This window comes from Bordetella tumbae (assembly GCF_054780995.1).
The window spans coordinates 226,531-240,949 of the sequence record NZ_BAAGVG010000010.1; the positions used below are offsets into that span (position 1 = coordinate 226,531).

The 14,419-nt window shown below is 59.3% G+C and carries 13 protein-coding genes; 7 read left to right on the forward strand and 6 right to left on the reverse strand.

The annotated features are described in order from the left end of the window. Positions 1 to 2 precede the first annotated feature (2 nt). Genes ACYVI2_RS08295 through ACYVI2_RS08310 form a run of 4 tightly spaced genes read right to left on the reverse strand, consistent with a single transcriptional unit; the run spans position 3 to position 4,505 of the window. Positions 3 to 983, reverse strand: coding sequence for a Bug family tripartite tricarboxylate transporter substrate binding protein (locus ACYVI2_RS08295; protein WP_415822406.1), 981 nt, complete (start codon positions 981 to 983; stop codon positions 3 to 5). Positions 984 to 1,002: 19 nt separating this feature from the next. Beyond that, positions 1,003 to 2,331, reverse strand: a complete 1,329-nt coding sequence (locus ACYVI2_RS08300; RefSeq protein WP_415822405.1) for a D-serine ammonia-lyase — start codon at positions 2,329 to 2,331, stop codon at positions 1,003 to 1,005. A gap of 9 nt (positions 2,332 to 2,340) precedes the next feature. Continuing rightward, positions 2,341 to 3,318 carry a Bug family tripartite tricarboxylate transporter substrate binding protein gene (locus ACYVI2_RS08305; protein WP_415822404.1) on the reverse strand — a complete coding sequence of 326 codons (978 nt, stop codon included), beginning with the start codon at positions 3,316 to 3,318 and terminating at the stop codon, positions 2,341 to 2,343. A gap of 50 nt (positions 3,319 to 3,368) precedes the next feature. Continuing rightward, complete coding sequence (locus tag ACYVI2_RS08310; RefSeq protein ID WP_415822403.1) at positions 3,369 to 4,505, reverse strand: NAD(P)/FAD-dependent oxidoreductase; 1,137 nt, start codon at positions 4,503 to 4,505, stop codon at positions 3,369 to 3,371. Between the two features lie 186 nt (positions 4,506 to 4,691). Between ACYVI2_RS08310 and ACYVI2_RS08315 the strand changes: the two genes are divergently transcribed. Beyond that, entirely contained in the window at positions 4,692 to 5,282 is a 591-nt protein-coding gene (locus ACYVI2_RS08315; protein ID WP_415822402.1) for a helix-turn-helix domain-containing protein, read from the forward strand. Between the two features lie 915 nt (positions 5,283 to 6,197). On the opposite strand, the gene ACYVI2_RS08320 is transcribed toward ACYVI2_RS08315, so the two are convergent. Continuing rightward, positions 6,198 to 7,346: a citrate/2-methylcitrate synthase gene (locus tag ACYVI2_RS08320; protein ID WP_415821620.1), complete on the reverse strand. Its 1,149-nt coding sequence runs from the start codon at positions 7,344 to 7,346 to the stop codon at positions 6,198 to 6,200. 132 nt (positions 7,347 to 7,478) lie between these two features. Here ACYVI2_RS08320 and ACYVI2_RS08325 point away from each other — a divergent pair, with 132 nt between their 5' ends. The 4 genes from ACYVI2_RS08325 to ACYVI2_RS08340 all read left to right on the forward strand — a co-directional run bounded on the left by ACYVI2_RS08325 (position 7,479) and on the right by ACYVI2_RS08340 (position 11,010). Further along, positions 7,479 to 8,432 (forward strand): 2-hydroxyacid dehydrogenase, encoded by a 954-nt coding sequence (locus tag ACYVI2_RS08325; RefSeq protein WP_415821621.1) that lies wholly within the window; start codon positions 7,479 to 7,481, stop codon positions 8,430 to 8,432. Between the two features lie 19 nt (positions 8,433 to 8,451). After that, a complete protein-coding gene (locus ACYVI2_RS08330) occupies positions 8,452 to 9,147 on the forward strand; it encodes a fumarylacetoacetate hydrolase family protein (RefSeq protein ID WP_415821622.1) in 696 nt (231 codons plus the stop codon). Between the two features lie 46 nt (positions 9,148 to 9,193). After that, complete coding sequence (locus ACYVI2_RS08335; RefSeq protein WP_415821623.1) at positions 9,194 to 9,958, forward strand: SDR family oxidoreductase; 765 nt, start codon at positions 9,194 to 9,196, stop codon at positions 9,956 to 9,958. A gap of 74 nt (positions 9,959 to 10,032) precedes the next feature. Then, a complete protein-coding gene (locus tag ACYVI2_RS08340; protein ID WP_415821624.1) occupies positions 10,033 to 11,010 on the forward strand; it encodes a Bug family tripartite tricarboxylate transporter substrate binding protein in 978 nt (325 codons plus the stop codon). A 96-nt stretch (positions 11,011 to 11,106) separates the two neighbouring features. On the opposite strand, the gene ACYVI2_RS08345 is transcribed toward ACYVI2_RS08340, so the two are convergent. After that, positions 11,107 to 12,114 (reverse strand): zinc-binding alcohol dehydrogenase family protein, encoded by a 1,008-nt coding sequence (locus ACYVI2_RS08345; RefSeq protein ID WP_415821625.1) that lies wholly within the window; start codon positions 12,112 to 12,114, stop codon positions 11,107 to 11,109. Positions 12,115 to 12,250: 136 nt separating this feature from the next. Between ACYVI2_RS08345 and ACYVI2_RS08350 the strand changes: the two genes are divergently transcribed. Both ACYVI2_RS08350 and ACYVI2_RS08355 read left to right on the forward strand, forming a co-directional pair. After that, a complete protein-coding gene (locus ACYVI2_RS08350) occupies positions 12,251 to 13,171 on the forward strand; it encodes a LysR family transcriptional regulator (protein ID WP_415821626.1) in 921 nt (306 codons plus the stop codon). 110 nt (positions 13,172 to 13,281) lie between these two features. Then, positions 13,282 to 14,301, forward strand: a complete 1,020-nt coding sequence (locus ACYVI2_RS08355) for an ABC transporter substrate-binding protein (RefSeq protein WP_415821627.1) — start codon at positions 13,282 to 13,284, stop codon at positions 14,299 to 14,301. The last annotated feature ends 118 nt before the right edge of the window (positions 14,302 to 14,419 follow it).

A 14,419-nucleotide genomic window follows, 5' to 3' on the forward strand; every position in this document is an offset into this window, starting at 1 on the left:
CCTTAATCAAGCTTGATGTGAGCGCGCTCTGCAATGTCGCGCATGATCGGCAATTCTTTTTGAATCAGTGCCTCGCCGTCCGCGGCACTGCCGTAGTCCGGTTCGAACCCCTGGGCCTCCAGATTCTTCTGAACCTCGGGATTCGCCACCGCGGTCTGCAGTGCCGCCTCCAATTTGGTCTTGACCGCTGCCGGCAAGCCACGCGGCGCAACCACCATGAACCACGTATCCATCTCGGGCCCAGCATACCCCTGTTCTACAAACGTAGGAAGGTCTGGAAAAAACTTGGAACGTTTAGGGCTGGACAAAGCAATCGCCCGCACCGTGCCTTGCTTGACCTGCGGAATCGCCGCGGACACCGTATCGAAGGTAAATGGAATCTGCCCGCCAATCAGATCCGTCATCGCCGGCGCACTGCCTTTATAGGGAATATGCGCCATCTGCAATCCAGCCTCGGCCAAAAACGCCTCGCCGACAAACTGGGACGTGGTTCCTGTGCCATACGAACCATAAGGCGGCTGCTTGTTCGCGGGGTCTTTCACATACGCTACGAACTCTTTCAGGTTATGCACCGGCACCTTGGGATTCGCCAACAATACCAGGCCTGTGCGCCCCACAATGCCCAACGGCTCGAAACTCTTGACCGGATCGTAGGGCATGTTGGTGCGAATCGCAGGATTGACCGTGAACGTCGTGCCAGAGCTGACCAACAAGGTGTACCCATCCGGCGCGGCCTTGGTCACATAGCTGGCGCCAATCACCGTACCCGCACCGCCCTTGTTTTCCACCACGACGCTCTGGCCCAGCACATCGCCCAGTGCCTTGGCCATGACGCGGCCCATCGTATCAGTAGAGCCGCCCGGCGGGAATGGCACCACCAGCGTGATAGGACGAGACGGATAGGGCTCTTGCGCCACCGCTGATGTCATTCCTACTGCCATGCAAGACATGGCGAGACTCATCGCCAGTAAAGCTTTTTTCATCCATTGCTCCGATAGTGAATCAACGACGATTCAGGAAACGTGCATACTCTTCGTCAGGCACAAACAGCCCGCCGGTCGTCCACACCAGGTGTGTCGATTGCGGCATCTGCGCCAACAAGCCGTGTTCGGCCAGATAGGCATGGCCCGTAGCGCTCAGGCAGATATGCCGAGGACCGCTGAAGCCTGCCGCAGCGGAAGGCTCAATCCGTATGCCCTCGGTATCGTGCAACCGAATCAGATCGTCAAACAAGGTCTGATCCGCCACCGTATAGACTCCCGACAACATGCCTCCCACTGCGCCGTACGCCAGTTCAGACGCACGGGGCACGGCCAATCCATCAGCCTCGGTACGATTATGCAGGCCCACGTCATACACCGAAGGCGCTGCCGGCAGGCCGGGCAATTGGCCATGGCCCGCCATCATCCGCACCAGAAAACACGGCGATTGCACGGGCTCGGCAAAGAAGCAATGCACATGCTCGCCCAGCACCTGGCGCAAACCATAAGCAATGCCGCCAGGCGCACCGCCTACACCACAAGGCAGATAAACGAATAAGGGATGCTGCGCATCCACGAGAATCTGCGCAGCATCAAGCTGTGCACGCAAATGCAGCGCTGCAGCGGCATACCCCATGAACAGCGAGGCCGAACGTTCGTCATCGACAAAATAGCCGTGAGGATCGGCCTGTACCTGCGCCCGGCCTGCTGCAACAGCGCGCTCGTAATCGCCGCTATGCTCTACGACCTCGACGCCACGCGCCTGCAGGCGGGCTTTTTTCCAGGCCTTTGCGTCCGCAGACATATGTACTGCGGCACAAAATCCCAACGCAGACGCCATCACACCGATCGACAACCCCAGATTGCCGGTGGACCCCACCGCGACTTGATAACGGGCGAAGCATGCCCGCGCGGCGGGCGTGGCCAATTTCCGGTAATCATCCCCAGATTGAATCAGCCCCTCGCGCAATGCCACGGACTCGGCGAATTCCAGCACTTCGTGAATGCCGCCGCGCGCCTTGATCGATCCGGCCACCGGCAACGCATGATCTGCCTTGAGCCACAATCGCCCCTGCGTCTCGGGCAAACCCAACGCCATCTGCATTTTCGGCGTACGCAACAACGGCGACTCGATCGCTCCCTCGCTATCGCGCAACTCGGGAAAGAGCTCCGCCAGCAATGGCGCAAATCGATCAAACCGCGCCTGCGCAGCCGCGATCTGATCCTTCGTCAATCCGGTATCTGCGGGCGCGTCCACACGGCAATCCGCAGGCCCGGGACGTAGCCACAGCACAGGTTCTGCATTACGCAGCGTTTGCAAAAACTCAGGCGTCACAACATTCGATGGCATAACCGGTACTCACTGCGCCTGAATATTGGCGCGCTTGGCGATTTCCGCAAAACGCGGAGTTTCTTCTGCAATGGTCTTGCGCAATGAGTCCGCAGACTCGAATGCGGCATCAACGCCGGCCGTGCGCAACTGATCCAGCGTGGCGGGATCTTTCAGCGCAGCTTCCATCGCCTGGCTCAACGTGTGCTGCACGTCTTCGGGCAGGCCTTTCGGGCCGAACAAAGCGATCCACGTATCCACGTTAAAACCAGGATACCCGCTTTCCGCCAACGTAGGCACATCAGGCAAGAAGCTCGATCGCTTTGCCGTTGTCACGGCCAGCGCCTTGATTTTTCCTGCCTTTACCTGCGGCATGGCAGCCACCACCGTATCGAACATCACCGGGACCTGGCCGCCAATCAAATCCGTCATCCCAGGCGCGCTGCCCTTATAGGGGATGTGCATCATCTTGATGCCCGCTGCGTCTTGAAACTGCTCGGCCACAAAATGCGATACCGTCCCGATGCCGAATGATGCATAGGCGATACTGTCCGGCTTGGCCTTTGCAGCGCTCACCAGATCAGCCAGATTGGAGTACGGTGTTTTCGGGTTCGCCACGATCGCCATGGCCGTTCGCCCGAGAACACCCAAGGGCACGAAATCCTCTTTGGGCGAATAAGGCAACGACGGATAAATCGCGGGATTGATGGTGAATGTCGTCCCGGAACTCAGCAGCAACGTATAACCATCCGGGCTCGCTTTAGCGACAAACTGCGCACCGAGAATCGTGCCCGCTCCCGCCTTGTTTTCCACGACGACCGTCTGCTTCAATGCGTCGCTCATCGCCTTGGCCAGAATACGGCCGGCCACATCGCCAGCGCCGCCTGGCGAATAGGGGATAATCAACTGAATGGGCCGCTCGGGATATGCCGCCACGCTGACGGAGGTGGCAGCCATCGCAGCCACGCCAATGGCCAAAGCGCCACACATCGTTGATAAGGTCTTCATGGTTTCCCCTTGTGCTTGATGAGCCGCCTGTCGACGGGCTTCTTTAAGAATCAACGCAGACGCGCCGGTGCAATGATTTCGGCTTGTACGCCGTGGGCCAACAACGTATCGGGTACCGGCTGATTCAACAGCAGTGCCGCAGCCAACTCGGATACCCCGGCAGCCGATTGAATACCGTAGCCGCCTTGCGCAGCCAACCAGAAAAATCCGGGCACTGCATCATCCCACCCGACGACCAGATCGCCATCGCGCACAAACGAACGCAGCCCGGCCCATGTATGACGCGGGCGTCGAATGGTGAGAGTGGTGGCCTCTTCGATGTGATAGATGCCTGTCGCCACATCCAGTTCCTCGGGCATGACGTCGTGGGCGGCCACCGGATCGGCATTCGCTGGCGAACCCAGCAGTTGCCCTGCATCCGGTTTGAAATAAAACTGCTCGTCCAGATCAGACACCGTAGGCCACTGCGAACAATCCACACCCTCTGGACCCGCAAAGGTAAATGCCGTACGTCGGCGGGGCTCCAAGCCGATGGGCTGCACGCCGAAACGAGCCGCCACGTGATCCGCCCATGCACCCGCGGCATTGACCACGTGCGCCGCACGCACTGTCTGCCCGTCGCTCAGCGTCAAGGTCCAATACCCCCCATCCCGCACCGCGGAGGCCACCTCGGCCTGGCAACGCAGCACGCCGCCCTGCTGACGCATGGCCTTCAGGAATCCTTGATGCAATCCGTGTACATCCAGATCCTGCGCCTCGGGCTCGAACATCGCACCGATCAAGCGGTCCGCGCGTAAACACGGCACCCGCGACATCGCATCATCGACGCTGATGAGACTGACGTTGGGTGCGGCCTTGACGGTCTCCTCGTAGACTTGTTGCAGCAATGCTTCCTGGCCGGTCTTTCCCAGGTACAGACACCCGCGCGGCGACAAAATGGGGTGCTCGGTGAATCCCTCGGGCGGCTGCTCGTAAAACGCCCGGCTGGCGCGCGTCAATGCCTGGATCTGCGGCGTCCCGTAGGCCTCCATGAACATGGCAGCCGAACGGCCGGTGGAATGGTAGCCAGGCTGCTCTTCTCGCTCCAGCACCACCACACGGGCGCGGCCGGACAAGCGATAAGCCACCGAGGCTCCGGCGATTCCGCCGCCGATCACGGCAAAGTCAAACACATCAGAGTCGTTCATAGGGATACGGCGCTTCTTAAATTCTCATTTAAGAGAATTCTCTTATGTGACAAAATTACCGTCAATCAGTAGTTACCTTATACGGTGCCGGAGGGGTTTTGCGTAGCATGTAGCGCCACTCACCATCCCATCTGCACTCCCAAGTAGCCCTGCCCAGCAGGCGTTGCACATTTTCGAGGTATCGCGTTGACTCAGCCTTCTGCTCCCTCTTCGCCGGATACGGCGCGCGCACGCATGGGTCAACAGTTGCGCGCCGCCCGCAAAGCCTGTGCCCTGACACTAAAGCAGCTGTCGGCCGTATCCGGCGTGGCACTGTCCACCCTGTCCAAGATGGAGCTGGGCCAGGTTTCCGTCAGCTACGAGAAATTCACCGCCGTCGCGCGTGCGCTGAACATCGACATTTCTCAGTTACTGTCTGACCCGGATGCACATCCCGGCACTGTCCCCACGCAAGCCTCCACGACCCAGTCGCCCGACTACGACACGGGCAACTACAGCTATCGATTGCTCGCCGGCGACTATCCGCAGCGCACCATGACTCCCATGTACGGGCGCATCATGGCTCGCAGTGTCGAGGATTTCGACGGCTTTATCCGACACGCGGGTCAGGAATTCATCGTAGTCTTATCCGGCAAAATCCGTATTTGCTTCGAGTCGGGTGAGAACCTGACGCTCAGCAAACATGAATCCGCCTATTTCGACAGCGGACAGGGCCATCTCTATTTATCGTTGAGCGCACGCGACGCGGAAATCATGGTGGTGATGACGTCAGCTTGATCGTACTGTCAATTTGTACGTATCTTCAAATGTGAGGTTAGTGTGTTTATTGGACGTCGAGCCGAGGCAATCGGGCCGTGAGGGCTTCACAAAGCCGGTCCGGCGCGCGGGCGCCGGACACCGTGTTCACTTGCTTCGTCCGGCCCCTACGGGCCTACCTTCAGCTTCCGCTCCACTCGGCTTTGAGGCGCCCTCACGGCCCGATTGCCTCGGCTCGACTCGCAGTAATTCAAGCTCGTCACATCGCTGGCACGAGTCTCTTGCTTGGCATTTTTCTGCGACCGTGTTGGCAAAGAGGAAGATCTTGCAGGGCTGCTATTCGCGCGTGCCCTGCACACGCGCGAATAGCGATCGGTCCGGGCATGCGACGGGGGGCGTGGTGCTTGGTTGGAAGATCTGCTTGGCTAGAGTTAATGCATGCGAAGATGCGTCGCACATCTTTGGATATCGCGAAGTCGTGGTACGAACAGTCGTCTGCTGATCTATGAGAAATCATCGCTCGAGAGATCGTCTGTTTATCGCTGACGCCAAAGCCTTCGCATGCAGATCGCGAACGCTATTCATTGGCGCGCCCGTAGGCGCCAATGAATAGCCGCCCTGCAAGATCTTCGTCCTCGCAAGAGCCAGTTCCTACGAAGCCTACGTAGACCACCCGTGCCAGCGGCGAGGGAATCAGAAATGCTGTGAGTCGAAGCGGGGCAGTGACCGTGTTGGCGCGCCTCGGAGTCGAGCGAGGGAAACCGAAGGAGCGTAGCGACGAGGTTGACGAAGCGGTGTCGGCCGCGCAGGCGGCCGACCGACTCCGTGAAGCGCCAACACGGTCACTGCCCCGATTCGACGTCCAATAGCACTCATACCCCGTCACAAAACAACATCATTCCCCCCCGAACTACTTAGCCGCCCAAACGACGCAACCTACACCACATCAGGCACCGGCCCCACATATCGCCCACGCGGGCGTATCACTTGTGCCACGCTCAATTGTTCCATGCAGTGCGCCAACAGCCCCACACTGCGCGACGTGGCATACAAGCCAAAAGCCGCATCCGCAGGCAGACGATGGTGCGACACCAGCACCGCCAAGGCTGCATCGATATTGGGATGCAGGCCCGTGAGCGCAGTCACCTTTTCAATGAATCGCGAGATCTGCTCCGGCGGTTCAAATGCAGCCAGCAGCGCCGTTGCGCGTGGATCGCCATCAGGATAGAGATGATGACCGAATCCCGCCAAAGGCAACCCCGTGGATAGATAATGAGCGATGACACTGTCCTCGCCGACCCGTTCTACTTCGTTGAACAAGGCCTGCACACGCCCCGACGCATCGCCATGCAACGGGCCTGACAGCGTCATTAACCCGGCCAGCAGACACGCAGGTAGCGAGGCACCCGCCGAGGCGGCAATGCGCGTGGCAAATGCTGAACTCGTCAATTCGTGATCGGCGATCAACACCATCGCCTTCCGCAGCAGATCAGCGACATGAGCAGGCTGATCCCACGCCTGCGCAAAACGCAGATGGATCGGATCTCGGCCGGACTGCGCACCAAACGCATTGGCCAAGAGCCCAACCAACTGTTGCCCTTCGTTTTGCAGGATATGAATCAGGCGCCCGTGAGTCGAATGCCCTGTCGCGGCCAAGTTGGCCAGCAGACCAAAGGCCGCCGCCCGTCCGGGCTTGCCAGTGGGAGGGCGGAGCGCAGACGAAAAATCGACAGGCTGCGCCGCATCCCATAGCAACTTGGCGGTTTCTTCCAGAGTCGCCGAGCGCGCCAACTCGATCGCATCCTTGCCCCGGTAATACAAGCGCTGACGCAAAAACGTCGATATCGCCGTCGGAATACTGGGCTCTGCCCCAAACAAGGTATTCGTCGCCAATGTCTCGTGTTTGCGCCCCGCCTGCTTGCGTTTGACCAAGGCAGCAACGTCCTCAGCACGATACAGGCTGCGGCGCGTATCAACCGGGTCGGTCATGACCTCAATCTTGCCTCGGCTGACGTAGGCATAGATGGTCTGTGGGCGCACGCCGAGCAGATTGCACGCCTCGTCCATCGAAATCCAGGAACCCATGATCCACTTTGAAACGAATATATATGTTGATTTTATATATCAATATTGCCTTATTAATCAATCATTAAATACGATGCATACATCCTTCGCTTAATCCCGCGTGAACCAGGCCCCTTTTTGAAGAGACTCCACATGAAGCCGCAGGTCCTGCAACTGAATCCGATCCTGATCCCTGAAATCAACGAGCAACTCGATTCGCTATACGAGATGCACAGATATTTCGAAATCGCGGACCAGAAGGTATGGTTGCAACAACACGGATCGGCGATCCAGGCAGTGATCACTGGGGGACACACCGGGATTTCCCGCGAGATGCTCGAGCAGTTGCCTGACGTCAAGGTCGTGGCGATCAACGGCGTGGGCACAGATGCAGTTGATCTGGCTTACTGTCGCGGCCGAGGCCTGGCAGTTACCGCCACGCTGGGCGCACTGACCGAAGATGTCGCCGACCTCGCAATCGGCTTGCTGATTGCGGCATGCCGCAATCTGTGCGCGGTAGATCGATTCGTTCGCGATGGACAATGGGAACAACATCCCCAACCTAGTGCTATCCCGCTCGCCCGCCGATTCAGCGGCATGCACGTCGGCATCGTGGGCATGGGCCGAGTGGGACGCGCGGTCGCTACGCGCGTGGCGGCCTTTGGCTGCCCTATTTTTTATACCGACCTGCGCCCCATGGACGACGTCGCCCATCAATTTGTGCCAGACCTCGTCGACCTCGCACGCGAGGTAGATGCGCTCGTGCTCTGCGCGGCAGCCGATAAAGCAGAAGGCATTGTCAACGCGCCGGTTCTCGAAGCCCTCGGCCCGCAAGGCTTTCTCGTTAACGTGGCCCGTGGACGCCTCGTCAACGAAACCGACCTGACCGCAGCGCTGGCCGCCGGCCGCATAGCAGGCGTCGGCCTGGATGTGTTTGTGGATGAGCCGCGCGTTCCCCTGACATTGCGTCAATCTGATCGTGCGACATTGCAGGCGCATCGCGCCAGCGCGACCTGGGAAACACGGCGCGCCATGGCCGACATGGTGCTCGCCAGTGTGGCTCAGGCACTCGCTGGCGAACGCCCCGCGATGAGTTTGACGACTTGAGCGTGAACCGGAGCCGGTGATGATGGAACTCGTTTTTCCAGCGATGATGCCGACGACCGTATCGGTATCAGGCAATGATGCTCGCTTTCCCGTGTCCCGCGTGTTCTGTATCGGCCGCAACTATCGCTGGACGGCAGATGAACCGGCCCCCACCGAGATGCCAGCCTGGTTCATGAAACCTGCAACCGCCGTCATGCCCGCGCATGGGGTCCTGCCTTACCCGCCCGAGACGACAGCGTTCTGCCACGAAATCGAATTGGTCGCCGCCATCGGCAAAGGCGGCCGGAACATCGACCCGGCAGACGCGGAATCACAGCATGTCTGGGGCTATGCCGTCGGCCTGGACATGACACGGCGGGACCTGCAGCAGCAGGCCAAACGCGTCGGCGGCCCGTGGGAGCCCTCCAAGGCCTTTGATCATTCGGCCCCCTGCACGCCCATCGTTCCGGCATCCGTCTGTGGTCACCCTCGACAGGGCGCGCTGTGGCTGGCCGTCAACGGCGTAGAGCGTCAGCGCGCAGATATATCCGGCCTGTCATGGTCCGTCCCGGCACTTATCGCCATGTTGTCCCGATCTGTCGAACTCATGCCGGGCGACCTGATTTATACCGGCACCCCCGTGGGCGTGAGCACGCTGCAACCCGGCGACCGGATTACCGCGGGCATTACGGGCATCGGCGAGCTCGCCATGACCGTTGGCCCCGCCGAATCGTGATTTCTTTTATTTCGCTCAATAACCCTTGAACTCAGGAGCAGTCCCCTTGAACACCAGCACTACCCCAAAAATCGCTCTGGTCACTGGCGCAGGCAGCGGTATTGGCCGCGTCACGGCGTTGGGCTTGCTTGAGGACGGTTGGACAGTCGTCGTAACAGGCCGTCGGCCTGAACCGCTGCACAAACTCGTCGACGAAGCCGCCTCCAAGGGACAAACGGCGCTGGCCGTTCCCGCCGACGTCACGGACCCCGACAGTGTCCAGGCACTGTTCGACACCATCGAAAAAACCTACGGCCGTCTGGACATGGTGTTCAACAACGCCGGCGTCAATGCCCCCGCGGTGCCGATGGACGAGCTGCCTTTAGAAAAATGGTTCAGTTGCATCAACACCAACGTCACGGGCGTGTTTCTCTGCGCCCGCGCCGCTTTTGGGCTGATGCGCCGCCAATCCCCGCAAGGCGGACGCATCATCAACAACGGCTCGATCTCGGCACACACACCGCGTCCGTTCACCGCCCCCTACACCGCCAGCAAACACGCCGTGACCGGCCTGACCAAAGCCCTGGCGCTGGATGGCCGTGCCTACAACATCGTCGCGAGCCAGATCGATATCGGCAACGCGCTGACCGAATTATCCGAACGCATGACGCGCGGCGTGCTGCAAGCCAATGGCACCACCGCACCGGAACCAATGATGGACGCCACCCATGTAGCCAATGCGGTCCGTCACGTAGCCGCCCTGCCGTTGGACGCCAATATCCTGACCCTGACCGTCATGGCCAGCAATATGCCTTACGTCGGCCGCGGCTGAGGCACATCCCGCGCGTAGGCCGTTGCATGCCTCACGTGCTTTATGAGAGTTGAGTAACAACCCGAGGAGACACCATGCAGTTCACCAATATGTTCAAAGCGCTGGCAATCTCAGCCAGCTTGGCCATCGCACCCAGCCTCGTTTCCGCGCAGGCTGCATATCCCAACCATCCCATCAAGATCATCGTTCCCGCGCCTCCCGGCGGCGGCATCGATCTGATCGCTCGCGTCGTCGGTGAAAAGCTCACTGCATCGCTGGGACAAGCCGTCGTCGTCGACAACCGTCCCGGTGCCTCGAACAACCTGGGCACGGAATTGCTGGCAAACTCCAAGCCTGATGGCTACACCATCGGCATCGTGGGCGGCAGCCACAATATCAACAAGTTCCTGTTCAAAGACCTGGGCTGGGATCCGCAAAAGAGCTTCGAGCCCATTGTTTACTCTCACGTCATTCCACTGGTCTTCGCGATCTACCCCAAGCTGCCCGCCAAGACCTTGCCTGAGCTCGTGGCATGGATGAAAGCCAATCCCGACGAAGCCAAAGTCGCGACCTCCGGCCGTGGCAGCGCACAGGAAATGGCGGCGGAAATGTTCAAAATGGCCAGCGGTGCGCCCATGCTGCTCGTACCCTACAAGGGTTCGTCGGCCGCGCATCCCGATTTGCTGGCCGGCCGCACCGCGCTGTACATCGACACGCTCAGCGCCATTCAGGAACAAGTGAAATCCGGCAAAGTCCGCGCCGTAGGCATCTCGACGCTACAACGCAGCAAAGCCTTGCCGGACGTACCGACGGCGGATGAGCAAGGTTTCAAGGGCTATAACGCCAACACCAACGGAGGCTTTCTTGCTCCAGCCGGCACGCCCAAAGAGATCATCAACAAGCTCAACACCGCCATCAATGACGCGCTCAAAATGCCTGACGTACGCGCCAAACTCGCAGCCGCAGGTATCGAGGTCCAAGGCGGCACGCCGCAAGACTACGCCAACCTGATCCAGTCGGACCTGGATAAATGGGGCAAAGTCATCAAGGCAGCCGGGATTCAAGCCGATTGAACCGGGCACAATGAGCGCCAGCCGCGAGACATTGCTGCAGGCGCTCATCGCGCAGCCTCTGGACGAAGCCTCATCGACGCCCGTTGCGTCGGGCGTTCAGAAGCCCTCCAGCACGATCTTTCCGCGAGAGCGGCCGCTCTCGATCAACGTATGTGCCCGGCGCAGATTCTCTGCGTTGATCTGACCCAGATGCCCCCCGAGCGTAGTACGCAATGTGCCTTCATCGATCAGTCTCGCCACGTTGGTCAGGATCTCGTGTTGACGCACCATGTCCGGCGTTTCGAACAGGGCGCGCGTGAACATCAGCTCCCAGTGAAACGAGATGGCCTTGCGTTTGAGCGGCATGACATCCAGCGTCTCTGGGTCGTCGATCACGCCCAGCTTGCCCTGCGGCGCCAAGGCTTCGATCAATTGCGGATAATGGCTGCCCGTGTGCGTCAGACTCGCCACGTAACGCACTTGAGGCACACCGATGGCTCGCAACCCCTCTAACAGCGGCTGCGTATGATCAATCACATCATGCGCACCCAGATCACGGATCCATTGGGTTGTCTCTGGCCTCGAAGCGGTGCCGATGACCCGCAATCGGGTCAACTTCGCGGCGAGCTGCGTCAATATCGAGCCAACGCCGCCTGCTGCGCCCACGATCAATAACGCATCGCCGTCACCGCCGCCTTCCTCGACACCCAGCCGGTCGAACAATAGCTCCCAGGCCGTCAACGAGGTCAGTGGCAGTGCTGCCGCAGCGTCGTCCGCGAGAGTGCGAGGTTTTTCGGCAGCGATACGCTCGTCAACCAAGCCATATTCGGCGTACGAGCCAGGCCGTGCGATAGAGCCCGCGTAATAGACTTCGTCACCCGGCTGAAACAAAGACACCTCGCTCCCGATGGCTTCGACCACGCCCACGGCATCCCAGCCCAGAATACGCGGCTGATCGGTCGGCGCGCCGGCACGCACTTTGGTATCGACCGGGTTGACCGCAATCGCCCGGATCTTGACCAGCAAATCACGAGGGCCCGGTGTGGGCTGAGGCAGATCCGTTTCGAACAGGGATTTCGGATCGCTGGCCGGCAAACCGTGCTGGGTATACACAATAGCTTTCATGATGATTGTTCCGGATCAGAAGTCAAATCAAGCCGGCGGCGGGGAAACCACCGTCAGCGCATGAAGGGATATTCCACCATTTTCATTTCCCGAAAAAGTAGGAAAATCCAACAGGACTTTTAATATTTTCAAGAAAATGATCAAAATCGATGATCTCGAGCTATTTGTGAGATCGGCCGCACTGGGCAGCTTTTCCAGTGCCGCGCGCGAATCGTCTCTGACGCCTAACCAAGTCAGCACCGCGATCCAGCGCCTGGAAGACGAACTGGAAATACGCCTGTTCGCCCGCTCGACGCGCAGCCTGAAACTCACAGACGAAGGCGCCAAGTACCTGCCCTACGCGGAAGAGGCCCTGTCGATGTTACGCGAAGGGCATGAACGGCTGCACGGGGAACGCCAGACATTACAAGGCACGCTACGCCTGGCGCTGCCCTCGGACCTGGGACGAAATGTGCTGCTGCCCTGGATCACCGAGTTTCGGCAAGCCCATCCCAAACTGGTTCTCAAGCTATTCCTGTCCGATCATGTAGCAGACATTTTTCGCGACCCCATCGACATTGCCATCCGCTATGGACAACCCGACAACGCCAGTTATGTCGCCTTGCCCCTGGCCAGCAACAATCGACGCGTGCTGGTCGCCTCCCCCTCGTATATCGCTCGTCATGGCCGTCCAACGACACTGGACGATGTGATGCAACACAAATGCCTGACCTACTTTTTGAACAGCAAGGCCTATGACAGATGGATATTCCCCGCGGCTGGCGTGCGGCGGCAGATCACCGTCAAGGGAGACTTGCTTTGCGACGATGGGGATATCGCACGGCGCTGGGCCGTTGAAGGACATGGTATTGCCTACAAATCATGGCTTGATGTCTGCAACGACGTCACAGCTGGCCGGCTCAAGATCCTGGTTCCCGATCAACCTGGCGAGGCCGCGCCGCTCAGCCTGATTTGCCCGCATCGCAGGCAATTTTCCCCTGCAGTACGGGACCTGCATGCGATGCTCGCAGCGCGACTCGAAACGATGACGAAGCTGCTGCAAAAATATGTGAAATAGCACATGTATTTGCTGTCTCCTGTTGTCCGCATTGCGCGTGAAATGCGAGCGAAAAATCGGCATCTGCTACCATCGCCCCCTTTGCCACGGAAGACAGGGAACATCGATTAATGACTCAATATCTACGCATCAAACCCATTTTGGCCGCTGTCGGCGTCGCGATCGGGACAGTAATGAGCGTCAGTGCTCATGCACAGTCTCCCACCTGCGAACTCGACAGACCGATGAAATTCGGCGGAATGAATTGGGAATCGAATCAGATATTGGTCAACGTCGAACGCTACATTGTCGAACACGGCTATGGCTGCCAGACCCAAGTCGAACAGGGCGACACCTTGCCCATGTTTGCCGCGCTACAACGCGGTGATGTCGATATCAATAGCGAAATCTGGATCACCCAGATGCAAGAGCCCTGGGACGAAGCCATCGCCGCAGGCAAAATCAAAGCCGTCGGCACTGTCTTTACCGGGACCGATGGCTGGTACGTGCCTCGCTACACGGCCGAAAAATTCCCGCAGCTGCGCAACGCCACCGACCTCAAGGGCCTGCATGAGGCCTTCATCGACAATGAGGATCCCGGTAAAGGGCGCATCTACGGCTGCGCGGCGGGCTGGACCTGCGGCACCATCAATGCCAATCTGCTGAAGGCCTTCAACCTGCAAGACGAATACCTGGTGTACTCACCCGGCAACGCTGCCGCGCAGCGCGCCGCGATCACCTCGGCCTATAAACGCAAGAAAGACATTGTGTTCTATTACTGGACACCCACCTCGCTCGTCGGCTCGCTGGATCTCGTCAAGCTGAAAATGCCGCCTGTGGATGAGAAAGCCTTGGCATGCATCACCGACCCGAAATGCGAAAGCCCTCAACCCACGGGCCTGGCCGAGTATCCCGTCGTGACAGCGGTCAACAGCCAATTTGCGCAGCGCGCACCGCAATTGACCGCCTTTCTCGCCAAGGTCAACGTACCCGAAGAAAAGCTGACGGCCACATTGGGACACATGGAGAACGAGGGCCTGGAACTCGAAGAAGCCTCTCTCTATTTCTTGCAGACCTACCCGGATATCTGGACAAAATGGGTGCCGGCTGACGTCGCGCAACGCGTACAAGGCAAGCTATCGAGCTCATAAGGCGTAGAGAGCGCTGGCATACGGGCGAGGGATGAATGTTTCCGCACTGCGACACGCTCGCCCGTCTTCGCCTATGACACCTGCCCATTAGCATGTAAGATTTCCCCAAATATTTTCA